Origin of the sequence: Orlajensenia leifsoniae (genome assembly GCF_004570845.1) — a bacterium.
Classification (GTDB): domain Bacteria; phylum Actinomycetota; class Actinomycetes; order Actinomycetales; family Microbacteriaceae; genus Orlajensenia; species Orlajensenia leifsoniae.
In genome coordinates this window covers 540,934-555,062 of record NZ_SPQZ01000002.1, presented here as the reverse complement: position 1 = coordinate 555,062, position 14,129 = coordinate 540,934, and the positions used below count along the sequence as shown (strand labels likewise).

The following is a 14,129-nucleotide window of genomic DNA, read 5'->3' as shown; positions in this document are numbered from 1 at the left end:
CTTGACATGGGTCCTAGTAATGTCCATTTTCGGCCACGACCGGATGCCTCAGGCCTCCGGATGCGGCCACTCGGGGGAAGTCGTCACCGGCGTCCCTCCCTGTGAGAGGTGTACGAATGCCAACCACGAAGTCCGCCGCGGCCACAGCCGCGACCGAGGAGACGGAAACCGTCGCCCCGAAGACCACAGCTGCAGCGAAGAAGACCACCGCTGCCGCCGCGAAGACCACCACGGCCGCGCCGAAGAAGGCACCGGCCAAGAAGACCACCGGCACCGCCGCTGCCCCCGTCAAGCGCGCCTCGACGCGCGGCAAGGCCAAGGCCACCGCCGATGAGCCCGGAGACGGCGACGAGGTCGTCGTCGAGACAGCCGCCATCGAGACCGTCGATGCCGCAGCCAAGGACGAGGCCGACGACTTCGAGGATGACGAGACCAAGCCCGTCGCCGCTGTCGAGCCGCTCCCCACCGGCGCCCTCCGTCTGTCGCTCGTCGACGACGAGGACGACGTTCCCGTCTACTCCTCGGCGATCACCGGCGCCACGGCCGACCCCGTCAAGGACTACCTGAAGCAGATCGGAAAGGTCGCGCTCCTGAACGCGGCCGAAGAGGTCGAGCTCGCCATGCGCATCGAGGCGGGCCTCTTCGCCGAGGAGAAGCTCTCCCACCTCAGCGAGGTCGAGAAGAAGTCGTCCCTCGGTCGCGAGCTGCAGTGGGTCGCGAAGGACGGCGCCCGCGCCAAGAGCCACCTGCTCGGAGCCAACCTCCGCCTCGTGGTCTCCCTCGCCAAGCGCTACACCGGCCGCGGCATGCAGTTCCTCGACCTGATCCAGGAGGGCAACCTGGGCCTCATCCGTGCCGTCGAGAAGTTCGACTACACCAAGGGCTTCAAGTTCTCGACCTACGCCACCTGGTGGATCCGTCAGGCCATCACCCGCGCCATGGCCGACCAGGCCCGCACCATCCGCATCCCCGTGCACATGGTCGAGGTCATCAACAAGCTGGCCCGCGTGCAGCGCCAGATGCTGCAGGACCTGGGCCGCGAGCCCACGCCCGAGGAGCTGAGCCGCGAGCTCGACATGACCCCCGAGAAGGTCATCGAGGTGCAGAAGTACGGTCGCGAGCCGATCTCGCTGCACACCCCCCTCGGCGAGGATGGCGACAGCGAGTTCGGCGACCTCATCGAGGACACCGAGGCAGTCGTGCCCGCCGACGCCGTTGGCTTCACGATGCTCCAGAAGCAGCTCGAGAGCCTGCTCGACTCCCTCTCCGAGCGCGAGGCCGGCGTGATCCGCATGCGCTTCGGCCTGGGTGACGGCATGCCGAAGACCCTCGACCAGATCGGTGACACCTTCGGCGTGACGCGCGAGCGCATCCGTCAGATCGAGTCGAAGACGATGGCGAAGCTGCGCCACCCGTCGCGGTCGCAGTCGCTGCGCGACTACCTCGAGTAGGCCTCCACTGGTGCGGTACGTACCGGCGATCGTCATCGGTCGCACGGTCAGGACCCTCGCGCGGCTGAGGAAGCCGGGCGGCGGTTCCGCCGTGCCCGGGCTCGTGGTCAACAAGGTCGCCCCCGGCTACCTCGCCACGACCCTGAACTCGTTCCGCGACGGCCTCGTGATCGTCTCGGGTTCGAGCGGCAAGTCGACCACCACGAAGATGCTCGTGGCCGTCCTGCGCGCTCACGGCCGATCGGTGTTCACCAATCCGTCGACGGCGAACATCTCCCAGGGACTCACCTCTGCCCTGCTCGAGCGGGCCGACCTGCAGGGCCGCATCCACGACGACATCGCCGTGCTCGAGATGGACGAGGGGCATGGCGCCCTGATCGCCGCCGAGCTGTCGCCCCGAGTGGTCGCCCTCACGAACGTGATGGTCGACCAGATCGACCGTTTCCACGACTCCGAGATGGTCGCCACCATGCTGACGGCGATCGCGGCCCGGGCGACGGATGCCGTCGTCGTCAACGCCGATGACGGCTACCTCGTGCAGCTCGCTTCCAGTGTTCCCGCCGGCGTCAGGGTGGATCGCTTCGGCGTCTCATCCGCCGTGCTCGACGCGGCCCCTCACGGCCTGGGCCATGCTCGTCTCGCTCCGGAGCGCCTCAGCGACCCGTCCGGCATCGTCGTGGGTGCCGTCTCCGGACGAACGGCATCGATGCTCATCGACGGCGACGAGCACACCGTGGGCCTTCCCGCTCGGGGCGTCCACTATGCGACGGATGCCGCAGCCGCCCTGAGCACGGCACGTGCCGTCCTCGGGTCGGCGTTCGACGTCGATCTCGCTGTCGCCGCCGTCGGCTCCATCCCGCCGGTGTTCGGCCGCGGCGAGGTCGTCGAGGTGCGCGGTCAGCAGGTCGAGTTCGTGCTCGTGCAGAACCCGGCGAGCTACCAGCTGAACATCGACACCCTCGAGCCCGGCGCTCCGGTGCTGTTCGCCATCGGCTCCGACGTTCGCGACCCGTCCTACTTCTGGCCGGTCGACACCTCCCGCGTCTCCCGGGTCGACATCGTCAGCGGCTCGAAGGCGTGGGAACTCGCCCTCCAGCTCAGCTACGACGACGTGGAGATCGACCGGGTGGAGACGGATCTCGGCCGGGCGGTCGACGACTTCCTCGCGCTTCCCCAGCCCGCGACCGGCGTCAAGACCATCGTCTTCTCGGCCGACTCCATGCGCCGAACCCGAGCCCATCTCGGCCTGACCTCCGAGGGCGAGCCGTCATGACCACGACCTTCACCATCGCCGTCATCGCGCCGAGCCTGCTGAACACGAACGGCGACGCCGAGAACGCCCGGGTGCTCGCCCGACGAGCGGAGTGGGCCGGCGAGACGGCGACGATCGTCGCCGTCGAGGTCGCGTCCGACCTGCCGGAGAGGCCCGACGCCGTCGTCATCGGCTCGGGCTCCGACTCCGCACTCGTGCCGGCCAGGGACCTGCTGCTCGAGATCCAGGATCAGCTCCGCGTCTGGTCGACCTCGGGCGTTCCGATCCTCGCGGTGGGAACGGGCTGGGAGCTGATCAGCTGGGGCGTCGAGCGCGCCGTGGGCGGCGTCGTCGAGGGCCTCGGCATCCTCGCGGGGCGTGGTGTTCCACGCCGGGAACGCGCCAGCGGCGACCTCGTGCTCTCCAGTCGCTTCGGACGCATCGTCGGATTCGAGAATCACGCCCGCGACTACGTCGGCGCCGAGGGCTCCCCGCTCGGCCGGGTGCTGAGCGGCAGCGGCAACGGACGCGACTCCTCGCAGGAGGGCGTCGTCATGGGCGATGTCATCGGCACGCACCTGCACGGTCCCGTGCTGGCGAAGAACCCGGCGCTGGCCGACCATCTGCTGACGTCGATGTTCGAGCGCCGCGGCCTGGTCTACCAGCGCGGCGAGCGTGCGGCATCCGTCGACGACTACGCCGTCGCGGCTCGCAACCAGATCCTCACCGGCCTCGGCCTCGACGCCGACTGATCGGCCGCACCTCCTCGAACGAGAAGAGCCGCCCGGATGCGATGCATCGGGGCGGCTCTTCTTCGTGAAGGTCGAAGCGGGTGCCGGTCAGTTCTCGAGGAGACGCGACGACTCGTCGTGCCAGCTGTGCGCGATCGAGGCCAGCTTCTCCTGGTGCTTGCGACCGTGGTGGGCGCAGAACAGCAGCTCGCCGCTGTTGACGACCACGCGGATGTAGGCCTGAGCGCCGCACGCATCGCAGCGGTCGAGGGCGGTCAGCTGGTGGGCCGTCTCGAGTTCATCGACGGCACCGTTCGGGGTAACGATCTGTGACATGGACTGACCCTCCTTTTCGTATCGACCTGAAGATCCGTGACTCAATGTAAACACGCGCTTCAGTCGAATCCGCGTGCATGCCCCAGCATTTCGCTCAGCGCGTACGGATTGTGACATTTCTCACGGCAGGGTGTCAGGTCCGGGGGATGGCCCCTGCTCGCCTAGGGTTGACTGACGTGAGCAGTGACTATTCCGCCCGGCATCTTTCCGTCCTCGAGGGCCTCGAAGCTGTGCGCAAGCGCCCGGGCATGTACATCGGATCGACGGATTCCCGCGGCCTCATGCACTGCCTCTGGGAGATCATCGACAACTCGGTCGACGAGGCACTCGGCGGCCACGGCACCGAGATCGACGTGACGCTGCACCCCGACTCCAGCGTCGAGGTGCGCGACCGCGCCCGCGGCATCCCCGTCGACATCGAGCCGAAGACCGGGCTCTCCGGCGTCGAGGTGGTCTTCACGAAGCTGCACGCCGGCGGCAAGTTCGGTTCCGGCTCCTACGCCGCGTCCGGTGGACTGCACGGTGTCGGCGCCTCGGTCGTCAACGCCCTGTCCGAGCGCCTCGACGTCGAGGTCGACCGCGACGGCAAGACCTACGCGATGTCCTTCCACCGCGGTGAGCCCGGGTTGTTCGCCGACACCGGGGACACCAAGAGTCCGGATGCTCCGTTCACGCCGTTCGAGAACCGAAGTGAACTGCGCGTGGTCGGCAAGGTGAAGAAGGGCATCACCGGGACCCGCATCCGGTATTGGGCCGATCGCCAGATCTTCACGAAGGGCGCCGACTTCCAGACCGAGGAGCTCCTCGGGCGGGCCAGGCAGACGGCGTTCCTCGTTCCCGGCCTCGGCATCCGCGTCACCGACGAGCGCGGCTTCGAGCCGCACACCGACGAGTTCAAGTTCGACGGCGGCATCTCCGAGTTCGTCGAGCACCTCGCCCCAGACGCCCCGCTCACCGACACCTGGCGACTGACGGGCACCGGCAGCTTCACCGAGACGGTTCCCGTGCTGAGCGACGCCGGCGCGATGATCCCCACCGAGTTGCAGCGCGAGTGCACCGTCGACATCGCCCTGCGCTGGGGCACCGGCTACGACACCGTCATGCGCAGCTTCGTGAACATCATCTCGACGCCGAAGGGCGGCTCGCACCAGGCCGGATTCGATGCCGGCATGCTCAAGTTCCTGCGCCAGCAGGTGGAGGTGAACGCGCGACGCCTGAAGGCGGGCACGGACAAGCTGGAGAAGGACGACATCTTCGCCGGCCTCACCGCCGTGCTCACAGTCCGTCTGCCCGAGCCGCAGTTCGAGGGCCAGACCAAGGAAGTGCTCGGCACTCCGGCTGTCCGCGCGATCGTCGCGAACGTCGTCGCCAAGGCCATGGCCGAGCGCTACGCCTCGACCAAGCGCGACGACAAGGCTCAGTCGGCCCTGCTGCTCGACAAGGTCGTCGCCGAGATGAAGTCCCGCATCTCGGCTCGGGCCCACAAGGAGACCCAGCGCCGCAAGAACGCGCTCGAGAGCTCATCGCTGCCGGCGAAGCTGGTCGACTGCCGGTCGAACGACGTCGCCCAGAGCGAGCTCTTCATCGTGGAGGGCGACTCCGCCCTCGGCACGGCCAAGCTGGCGCGCGACAGCGAGCACCAGGCGCTCCTGCCCATCCGGGGCAAGATCCTCAACGTGCAGAAGGCGAGCGTCGCCGACATGCTCGGCAACGCCGAGTGCGCGTCGATCATCCAGGTGATCGGGGCCGGATCCGGGCGCAGCTTCGACCTCGAGACCGCCCGCTACGGCAAGGTCATCATCATGAGCGATGCCGACGTCGACGGCGCGCACATCCGCACCCTGCTGCTCACCCTGTTCTTCCGCTACATGCGGCCGATGATCGAGAACGGCCGGGTGTTCGCCGCCGTGCCTCCGCTGCACCGCGTCGTCGTGATGAACCCGGGGTCGAAGCCGAACGACACCCTGTACACGTACTCGGAGGCCGAGCTCCAGAAGGTCCTGGCGGCATTGAGCAAGCAGGGCAAGAAGTACCAGGACCCGATCCAGCGCTACAAGGGCCTGGGCGAGATGGATGCCGACCAGCTGGCGACGACCACCATGGATCGTAAGCACCGCACCCTGCGCCGCGTGAACGTCTCGGACGCCGAGAACGCCGGCCGGGTGTTCGAGCTGCTCATGGGCAACGACGTCGCCCCGCGCAAGGAGTTCATCGTCGACAGTTCCGACCGGCTCTCCCGCGAGAGTATCGACGCCTAGCCCCGGCCGCCGCGCGCCATTCCGCGGGGCTCTGCGCCACCCAACCGGGCGCAGAGCGCCGGGAGATGGCGTGCGGCTGCGGTGACGGCGTCTGGCGGGGGAGGGCTGCTCGGCGTACGGTCGAAGCCATGGCCGAGTACACAGCGCACGTCGACGCGTTCATCGCTGCCCCGCCCCAGGCCGTCTGGGACGTGATCACGAGCGCGGAGCCGCATCCGGAGATCCTGGCCGGAGCCCGCATCGTCACCGACTGGGCTCTCGGAGCCGAGATCCGGTGGATGGGCGAGTGGGAGGGGAAGACCTTCGAAGACCACGGGCGCGTGCTCGAGGTCGAGGAGCCGCGTCGGCTCGTCGTCACCCATTTCAGCCCGATGACGGGCCAGCCGGATGTTCCGGAGAACTACCACACGCTCCGCTACGAGCTTCTCGCGGTCGACGGAGGCACGCGGGTCGAGCTCGATCAGGACAACAACCCGACGGCCGAGGCCGCCGAGCATTCGGCCGAGAACTGGCGCGACATGCTCGACGGCGTGCGCACCGTCGTGGAGCGCTCGCTCGGCTGAGCTCAGGCGATCGTGGTGCCGATGGCCCCGATCACGGCATCGAGTGGGGTTCCGGATGCATCCCGCTTGGCGCCGGGCTCCGGCAGCGTGCGCGCCGACCCGTCCGAACCGACAGCGAGCGGGTCGCGACCGACCCAGGCGAGCGCGAGGGCGTCCTCGCCCTTCAGGAAGCGCTGGGCACGGACGCCGCCCGTCGCGCGGCCCTTGGCCGGGAACTCGTCGAAGGCGCTCACCTTGGCCGTTCCGGGATCGGTTCCGAGCAGCGTCTCGCTGCCGGTCGCGACGGTGGCCACCACGACCTCGTCGCGCTGATCGGCCGGGATGGACGTGAAGTGGATGACCATCGCGTCGGCGCCGAGGTTGATGCCGGCCATTCCGCCTGCAGGGCACCCCTGGGGGCGCACGGACGCAGCCGGGAACCGCAGCAGCTGCGCATCCGTCGCCACGAACACGAGCTCATCGGTCTCGGCCCCCTGCACTGCACCGACGACCTCGTCGCCCTTCTTGAGGGCGATGACCTCGAAGTCGGGGCGACTGGGGTATGCGCCCGTGGCGACGCGCTTGACGATGCCCTGACGAGTGCCGAGGGCGATGGACTGGTCGCTGGTGAGCGAGACGATGGCGAGCACCTTCTCACCGCGATCGCTGAGGGCCAGGTAGTCGCCGACCTTCACGCCGGCGCCGAGTTGCACCGAGGTCTCGGGCAGCACGGGCAGGTCGACGGGGGAGAAGCGCACCAGACGGCCGCGGTTGGTGACGGCACCGATCTCGGTGCGGCTCGTGGTGTCGAGCGTCGAGAGCAGCGCGTCGTGCTTGCTGCGGCGGCGCTGGCGCACGGGCGCTGCCGGGGCGTCCTCGTCGCGCGCGACCAGGTCGACGCGCGCGATCCGGCCGGTGGCGCTCAGGTACACGCGGCACGGGGCGTCCGCCACCTCGAGGATCGCCGCGGCGCGCTTGGCGGCTGCGCCGGCGATGCTGGGCTTCGCCTCGGTGAGCAGGGTGCGGCGCGGGGTGCCGAACCTGTCGGCGATCTCGGCGAGCTCATCGGAGACGAGCGAGCGGATACGGGCATCGCTCGCCAGCAGGGTCTCGAGCTCGGCGATCTCGGCCTTCAGCTTGTCTCGCTCGGCCTCGAGCTCGATCCGGGAGAACTTGGTGAGGCGACGCAGGCGCAGCTCGAGGATGTACTCGGCCTGCACATGCGTGAGGTCGAAGACGTCCATGAGGCGCGTGCGCGCCTGTTCGGTCTCGTCGCTGGTGCGGATGACCTGGATGACCTCGTCGATGTCGAGGATGGCCACGAGGAGGCCCTCGACCAGGTGAAGGCGCTCTCGACGACGGTCGAGCCTGAAGCGCGAGCGCCGGGTGACCACCAGCACGCGGTGCTCGACGTACACGACGAGGAGCTCACGCAGCCCGAGGGTGCGCGGTCCGCCGTCGACGAGGGCCACGGCGTTGATGTTGAACGAGTCCTCGAGCGGTGTCAGGCGGTACAGCTGCTCGAGGACGGCGTCCGGGCTGAAGCCGGTCTTGATCCCGATGACGAGGCGCAGGCCGTTCGTGCGGTCCGTCAGGTCGGTGACATCCGAGATACCGCTGATCTTCTTGGCGTTGACGCCGTCCTTGATCTTCTCGATGACCTTCTCGGGTCCCACGAGGTAGGGCAGCTCGGTGATGATCAGGCCGGTCTTGCGAGCGGTGATCGACTCGACGCGCACCTTGGCCCTGGTCTTGAAGCTGCCTCGGCCCGTGGCGTAGGCGTCTCTCACGCCGGAGAGGCCGGCGATGGTGCCGCCGGAGGGCAGGTCGGGGCCAGGCACGAACTCCATCAGGTCGTCGAGGGTCGCATCCGGGTGCGCCAGAAGATGGCGCGCCGCCCCGACGACCTCGATGAGGTTGTGCGGAGCCATGTTCGTGGCCATGCCCACGGCGATGCCGCTGGCGCCATTCACGAGCAGGTTGGGGTAGGCGGCAGGCAGGACCTCGGGCTGGGTCAGCTGGTTGTCGTAGTTGGGAACGAAGTCGACGACGTCCTCATCGAGGCCCTCGGTCATCGCCAGGGCCGTGGCAGCCAGCCGCGCCTCGGTGTATCGGGCGGCGGCCGGGCCGTCGTCGAGCGAGCCGAAGTTGCCGTGACCGTCGATGAGCGGCACGCGGAGGGTGAACGCCTGGGCCATCCGCACGAGGGCGTCGTAGATGGCGGTGTCGCCGTGCGGATGCAGCTTGCCCATGACCTCGCCGACGACGCGCGCCGACTTCACGTGGCCGCGGTCGGGGCGCAGGCCCATCTCGCTCATCTGGTACAGGATGCGGCGCTGCACGGGCTTGAGCCCGTCACGGGCGTCGGGGAGGGCCCGGGAGTAGATGACGGAGTACGCGTATTCGAGGAACGAGCCCTGCATCTCGGTGGCGACGTCGACGTCTTCGATGCGTTCGACCGACTGGGTCTCGGGTGTGGAGTTCTGGCGCGGGGTCATCCGTTGTTTCTCGTCTGGTGGGGCTCGTTCTGGGGCCTCGTCGACGCACGACGGCAAGGCCGTCCTGTGCGAGACTGAGCGCGATGCCCATGGTACCTTCACCCGAATCCGGAGCCCCGCGGCTGGCCGACGTTCTGGCAAGTTGCCGCGCCAGCATCACAGGGGCGTCCAACGCCCTCGGGCTTCCCGCCGTGGATCACGCCATCGTCCTCCTCGTCGACGGGCTCGGAACAGCCAACCTCCGCGCCTCGGCCGGACACGCCCGCTACCTCGCCTCCCGCCTCACCAAGAAGGCGTCGTTGCCCGGCGTCTTCCCGGCGACGACCGCCGTCGGGCTCGGCTCCCTCTGCACAGGTGCACCCCCGGGCTCCCATGGCCTCGTCGGGTACCGGGTCCTCGACGCCGCGAACGACCGCGTGGTCAACCAGCTGAGCGGCTGGGACGACGAGATGCGGCCCGATGCCTGGCAGCCGCTTCCGACCCAGTTCGAGCTGGCGACGGATGCCGGCATCCCGGCGTTCGCGGTCGGCCCGTCGCGGTACGCGGACTCGGGTCTCAGCAATGCGCTGCTCCGGGGAGCCGAGTACGTGTCGGCGGGCTCCGTCGCCGCACGCTTCGACGCGGCCCTCCGAGTCGTGCGCGAGAACGACCACGCACTCGTCTACGTCTACGTGCCCGAACTCGACATGGCGGCTCACGCCCGCGGGTGGCTCTCCGACAAGTGGGTCGGCGAGCTCGAGGCTCTCGACGCCGAGGTCTCCAGGTTCGCGGCCTCATTGCCGACATCGGCCGGGCTCATCGTCACAGCCGATCACGGCGTCGTCGATGTTCCGGCCGACAAGCACGTGCTGTTCGACACGGCACCCCGGCTGATCGACGGCGTACGTCACATCGGCGGCGACCCACGGTGCCTGTACCTGTACTTGGAACCGGATGCCGCCCCCGATGCCGCCGACGCCCTCGCCGCGGCCTGGCGGGAGTCCGAGGGCGATCGCGCCTGGGTCTACACCCGCGCCGAGGCCGTGTCCTCCGGCCTCTTCGGCGAAGTCGCACCCGAGGTGCTGCCGCGCATCGGCGACGTGATCGTGGCCGCGCGCAAGCTGATCGCCTACTACGACTCGCGCGAGACGAACCTCTCACCGCGGGCGATGATCGGCCAGCACGGTTCCCTCACCGACGAGGAGTCGCGAGTGCCGTGCCTCAGGGTCGGCGCCTACGCGACCGCCGGTCGCTGAGGCCCCACGGAGTCGCGGCCGGAACGCGGCCCAACGACGAAGGCCGCATCCGAGGATCTCGGATGCGGCCTTCTGAACGTGATCGTCAGCTGGGGTAGGCGCCGCGGGCGACCTGAGCCTTCGGCAGGCGCATGAAGCGCATCTGCAGCGCACGCATGGCGGAGTACCAGCGCACCTTCTCGACCTTGTCGGCGCCGAACTTGGCAGCGAGCCGTTTGGTCAGGCTGAAGCCGAGGATGATCGAGTCGACGACGGCGATGAGGAAGAAGCCCCAGAGGGCGAAGATGCCGTACATCTGGATCTCGTAGCTCGGGATGAAAGTGAGCACGATGACTAGGGCCATCACCGGAAGCATGAACTCGCCGATGTTGAAGCGGGCGTCGACGTAGTCACGGGCGTAGCGCTTCTGCGGCCCGCGGTCGCGCATGGGGAGGTAACGGTCGTCGCCGGCCGCCATCCCGGCACGCTGCTTCTCGCGCGCCTCGGCGGCCTTGATCTTGGCCTGGCGCGACGCCTCCTTGCGGTTGTCGGAGACGAGCGGACGCTTGCGCGCCGCCTCCTGCTCCTTGCGCGTCGGAGTCGGGGCGCCCTTGCCCTGGCTCGTCGCGGAGGAGGCCAGACGGGCGGCAGTCTCGTCGACGGACTCGGTCACGGGTTCGGCGCCCTGAGGCGCGGTTTGCTTGGCCACATCAAATCCTTGGAATCGGTAGGACTCCAGAGTACCCGCTGAAGCTGGGGGACCTGTCGTGAGGTCCGTCAAGAGGTGAGTCAGCGCCGTGCGGTCCGTCTCCGGTCGGAGCGGGACCGCACGGCGCGTGCATCCGTCGCCCTCTAAAATCGACGACATGACGGATGACCGACACCCCACTGACCCGATTTCGACGACGACCGGCCAGGACGCGGTGCGTGAGGCCATCGAGACGGGCTTCCCGAGCACCATCGCCGACCTCTGCGACCTCGTACGCATCCCCTCGGTGTCGTGGCCCGCGTTCGACCAGGCTCACGTGCACACCAGCGCCGAAGCCGTCGCCGAGTTGTTCCGCGGCCTCGGAGTCTTCGACGAGGTACGCATCACCCAGGCCCCCGTCGCCGACGGCGAGACCCTCGGCAACCCCGCGGTGCTCGCGGCACGCCCGGCACGGAACGGCGCCCCGACGATCCTGCTGTACGCCCACCACGACGTGCAGCCTCCCGGAGACTCCGAGGAATGGGAGAGCGCGCCCTACGAGCCGACTGTGCGCGGCGACCGCCTCTACGGCCGTGGGGCGGCGGATGACAAGGCGGGCGTCATGGCTCACGTCGCCTCGATCCGCGCTCTCGTCGAGGCCTACGGCACCGACTTCGACCTCGGCCTGGCCATCTTCATCGAGGGGGAGGAGGAGGCCGGCTCGCTCTCCTTCGCACACTTCCTCGAGCAGAACCGCGACGCCCTGGCGGCTGACGTCATCGTCGTCGCCGACTCGGGCAACTGGGATCTCGAGACCCCGGCGCTCACGGTCGGCCTGCGTGGCAACGTCGCGTTCCGCCTGACCGTCCGCACCCTCTCGCACGCCGTGCACTCGGGCATGTTCGGGGGAGCGGTGCCGGATGCGATGCTCGCGATGGTTCGCCTGCTCGCGACCTTCCACGGCGAGGACGGCTCCGTTGCCGTCTCCGGCCTCACCGGTCGGGACGCGGACACCCCGGAGTACCCCGAATCGCAGCTGCGTTCGGAGAGCGGCCTGCTCGACGCCGTCTCTCCCATCGGACACGGAAGCTTCCTCAGCCGCATCTGGACCCAGCCGGCGATCACCGTGACGGGGATCGACGCTCCGAGCGTCGGCAACGCCTCCAACACTCTGCTGCCGTCGGTGGCCGTCCGCGTGAGTGCACGCATCGCGCCCGGGCAGACCGCGACCGACGCCCTCGCCGTGCTGACCGAGCACATCGAGCGGAACACGCCGTTCGGTGCCGAGTTCGCCATCGACAAGGTGGAGCTCGGCGACCCGTTCCTCGTCGACACCAGCGGCTGGGCCGTCACCGAGGCCAAGGCTGCGATGGCCGACGCCTGGGGGCGCGAGGCCGTGGATATGGGCATCGGCGGCTCGATCCCGTTCATCGCCGACCTCGTGCACGTCTTCCCCGAGGCGCAGATCCTCGTGACAGGCGTCGAGGACCCGGATTCCCGGGCCCACAGCCCGAACGAATCGCTGCACCTCGGCGTCTACAAGCGCTCGGTGCTGAGCGAGGCGCTCCTGCTCGATCGCCTCAACGCCCGCACCGACCGCTCACGCTGATGGCGTGGGGGAGTGCATCAGGGTTTCCCCGGCATCCGGCAGTACTATGAGAGTGATCTTCACAACTTGAGGCGCCCCGCGCGCGAAGGAGCATCATGACGGACACGATCACGACGAGCACGACGGCCCACGGTGTCGGCCTCAGCGACGCCGCGGCCACCAAGGTGAAGAGCCTGCTGAACCAGGAGGGTCGCGACGACCTGCGCCTGCGCGTCGCCGTTCAGCCCGGCGGATGCTCCGGCCTCATCTACCAGCTCTACTTCGACGAGCGGATGCTCGACGGAGACGCCACGGTCGACTTCGACGGCGTCGAGGTCATCGTCGACAAGATGAGCGTCCCGTACCTCGATGGCGCCTCGATCGACTTCGAGGACACCATCCAGAAGCAGGGCTTCACGATCGACAACCCCAACGCGTCGGGCAGCTGCGCCTGTGGAGACTCGTTCCACTAGGAACTGCCACCTTCGGCCTCGGGAGATCGTCCATGCGGACGATCTCCCGAGTGCTTTTAAGGCGGAAAGTCGCGGGAAAACCACGGATTCAGTGCAGACAGACCCTGCCCGGTGCACACTGGGGCCGGGAGCGCGGAGTAGGCTGGACACGATCAATCACACTTCCCTGTGAAGTGTCCACGAGTCCCCCGAAAGGTCACCGGTGCGCAACAATCGCCGTCTCCGATGGGCTGCCATTCCGATCGCAGCGACGCTAGCCGTAGTTCTCGCCGGGTGCACCCAGGCGCAACTGAACGGTTTCCTCCCCGGTTTCGAGGAGGGCGAGAGCCCCGTCACGAACAACACCTCGATGGTGTCCGGCCTCTGGGTCACATCCTGGATCGTCCTGCTGGTCGTCGGTGTCATCACCTGGGGCCTCACGATCTGGGCCGTCATCGTCTACCGCCGCCGCAAGGGCCAGACCGGCCTTCCTGTGCAGCTGCGCTACAACATGCCGATCGAGATCTTCTACACGATCGTGCCGCTCATCCTCGTGCTGGGCTTCTTCGCCTTCACCGCTCGCGACCAGACCGCCATCGAGACGCCGTACGCCGAACCCGATGTGAAGATCAACGTCGTCGCCAAGCAGTGGGCCTGGGACTTCAACTACGTGGATGAGGACGTCTATTCACCCGGCATCCAGGGCCAGTACGACGACAGCTCCAACGACGGCAGCGGAGGGCTCGTCGAGAGCGAGCTCCCGACCCTGTACCTGCCCGTGGGCAAGAAGATCGAGATCTCGCTCAACGCCCGCGACGTCATCCACTCCTTCTGGGTCATCGACTTCCTCTACAAGAAGGACATGTTCCCCGGCAAGACCAACTACATGTACGTCACCCCCGAGCGCGAGGGAACGTACAAGGGCAAGTGCGCCGAGCTCTGCGGCGAGTACCACTCCGCGATGCTCTTCAACGTGAAGGTCGTCTCCGAGGCGGAGTACGAATCCCACATCCAGGACCTGCGCGATGCCGGCTTCGAAGGCCAGCTCGGTGCCGAGTACGACCGCAACACGAACCTGCCGGGCACCAAAGCGCCCGTGACCGAGGAGGGCGAGTAGCC

At 68.3% G+C, this 14,129-nt stretch carries 12 protein-coding genes; 9 read left to right on the top strand and 3 right to left on the bottom strand.

The window, feature by feature from the left end:
- Positions 1-116 precede the first annotated feature (116 nt).
- Genes E4M00_RS06675 through E4M00_RS06665 form a run of 3 tightly spaced genes read left to right on the top strand, consistent with a single transcriptional unit; the run spans position 117 to position 3,455 of the window.
- Positions 117-1,451, top strand: a complete 1,335-nt coding sequence (locus E4M00_RS06675; RefSeq protein ID WP_135119647.1) for an RNA polymerase sigma factor — start codon at positions 117-119, stop codon at positions 1,449-1,451.
- Positions 1,452-1,461: 10 nt separating this feature from the next.
- A complete protein-coding gene (locus E4M00_RS06670) occupies positions 1,462-2,724 on the top strand; it encodes a MurT ligase domain-containing protein (protein ID WP_135119646.1) in 1,263 nt (420 codons plus the stop codon).
- Positions 2,721-3,455, top strand: coding sequence for a type 1 glutamine amidotransferase (locus tag E4M00_RS06665; RefSeq protein ID WP_135119645.1), 735 nt, complete (start codon positions 2,721-2,723; stop codon positions 3,453-3,455). The genes E4M00_RS06670 and E4M00_RS06665 overlap by 4 nt, the downstream gene beginning before the upstream one ends.
- 87 nt (positions 3,456-3,542) lie before the next feature.
- Here E4M00_RS06665 and E4M00_RS06660 read toward each other — a convergent pair whose 3' ends face one another.
- On the bottom strand, positions 3,543-3,770 hold the full coding sequence (locus tag E4M00_RS06660) for a DUF7455 domain-containing protein (protein ID WP_056162701.1): 228 nt from the start codon (positions 3,768-3,770) through the stop codon (positions 3,543-3,545).
- A 176-nt stretch (positions 3,771-3,946) separates the two neighbouring features.
- Here E4M00_RS06660 and E4M00_RS06655 point away from each other — a divergent pair, with 176 nt between their 5' ends.
- Positions 3,947-6,028 (top strand): DNA gyrase/topoisomerase IV subunit B, encoded by a 2,082-nt coding sequence (locus E4M00_RS06655; protein WP_240036892.1) that lies wholly within the window; start codon positions 3,947-3,949, stop codon positions 6,026-6,028.
- A gap of 128 nt (positions 6,029-6,156) precedes the next feature.
- Positions 6,157-6,591, top strand: a complete 435-nt coding sequence (locus E4M00_RS06650) for an SRPBCC family protein (RefSeq protein WP_135119643.1) — start codon at positions 6,157-6,159, stop codon at positions 6,589-6,591.
- Between the two features lie 2 nt (positions 6,592-6,593).
- On the opposite strand, the gene E4M00_RS06645 is transcribed toward E4M00_RS06650, so the two are convergent.
- Complete coding sequence (locus E4M00_RS06645) at positions 6,594-9,068, bottom strand: DNA gyrase/topoisomerase IV subunit A (protein ID WP_135119642.1); 2,475 nt, start codon at positions 9,066-9,068, stop codon at positions 6,594-6,596.
- A gap of 83 nt (positions 9,069-9,151) precedes the next feature.
- Here E4M00_RS06645 and E4M00_RS06640 point away from each other — a divergent pair, with 83 nt between their 5' ends.
- Positions 9,152-10,303, top strand: coding sequence for an alkaline phosphatase family protein (locus tag E4M00_RS06640; protein WP_240036891.1), 1,152 nt, complete (start codon positions 9,152-9,154; stop codon positions 10,301-10,303).
- Positions 10,304-10,388: 85 nt separating this feature from the next.
- Here the strand turns inward: E4M00_RS06640 and E4M00_RS06635 are convergent, their stop codons facing one another.
- Positions 10,389-10,991 (bottom strand): DUF3043 domain-containing protein, encoded by a 603-nt coding sequence (locus tag E4M00_RS06635; RefSeq protein ID WP_135119641.1) that lies wholly within the window; start codon positions 10,989-10,991, stop codon positions 10,389-10,391.
- 157 nt (positions 10,992-11,148) lie between these two features.
- Between E4M00_RS06635 and E4M00_RS06630 the strand changes: the two genes are divergently transcribed.
- The 3 genes from E4M00_RS06630 (at position 11,149) to ctaC (ending at position 14,127) form a co-directional block, all read left to right on the top strand.
- Positions 11,149-12,579: a dipeptidase gene (locus E4M00_RS06630; RefSeq protein WP_135119640.1), complete on the top strand. Its 1,431-nt coding sequence runs from the start codon at positions 11,149-11,151 to the stop codon at positions 12,577-12,579.
- A 95-nt stretch (positions 12,580-12,674) separates the two neighbouring features.
- Entirely contained in the window at positions 12,675-13,031 is a 357-nt protein-coding gene (erpA, locus tag E4M00_RS06625; RefSeq protein WP_056162727.1) for an iron-sulfur cluster insertion protein ErpA, read from the top strand.
- A 202-nt stretch (positions 13,032-13,233) separates the two neighbouring features.
- Complete coding sequence (gene ctaC, locus E4M00_RS06620; protein ID WP_135119639.1) at positions 13,234-14,127, top strand: aa3-type cytochrome oxidase subunit II; 894 nt, start codon at positions 13,234-13,236, stop codon at positions 14,125-14,127.
- Positions 14,128-14,129: the final 2 nt, after the last annotated feature.